This is a genomic window from Caballeronia sp. LjRoot29 (assembly GCF_964252755.1).
Taxonomy (GTDB): domain Bacteria; phylum Pseudomonadota; class Gammaproteobacteria; order Burkholderiales; family Burkholderiaceae; genus Caballeronia.
In genome coordinates, this window is record NZ_CAXUPU020000104.1 from 1 (window position 1) to 446 (window position 446).

At 56.3% G+C, this 446-nt stretch carries 1 protein-coding gene; it reads left to right on the forward strand.

Going from position 1 to position 446, the window contains the following annotated elements; genetic code table 11:
• A partial coding sequence (locus ACSQ83_RS35945; protein ID WP_436231380.1) for an ATP-binding protein occupies window positions 1-384 on the forward strand: 384 nt, incomplete at its 5' end.
• Between the last annotated feature and the right edge of the window lie 62 nt (window positions 385-446).

Consider the following 446-nt stretch of genomic DNA (forward strand, 5'->3'; position numbering starts at 1 on the left):
TGTCTGCGCGGCTACTCTGTACTCTTCGCCACCGCGGTCGATATCATCAACTCGGTGAACGCCGCATACGCGCATGGCGGGCTCAAGCGTGAACTGCGCCGCTACGTCAAACCGCGCGTGCTCATCGTCGATGAGCTGGGATATTTACCCATCGATAAACAGGGTGCCGACGCGCTGTTCCAGATCATCAGTCAGCGGTACGAGCATGGCGCAACAATCCTCAGTTCAAATCGGGCGTTTAAGCACTGGGCCGAGATCTTCAACCACGACAGCACGCTGACCTCCGCGTTGCTCGATCGCGTCCTCCATCATGCCGAGACCGTCGTCATCGAAGGCAAAAGCTATCGCATGAAAGACCAGAGTGATCCTGAACCCACCACTTGATCATCTCGCCATGGTGAGTTTCAAACCGTCCGTTTTACGTGAAATTGACGCCGCCGCTGACA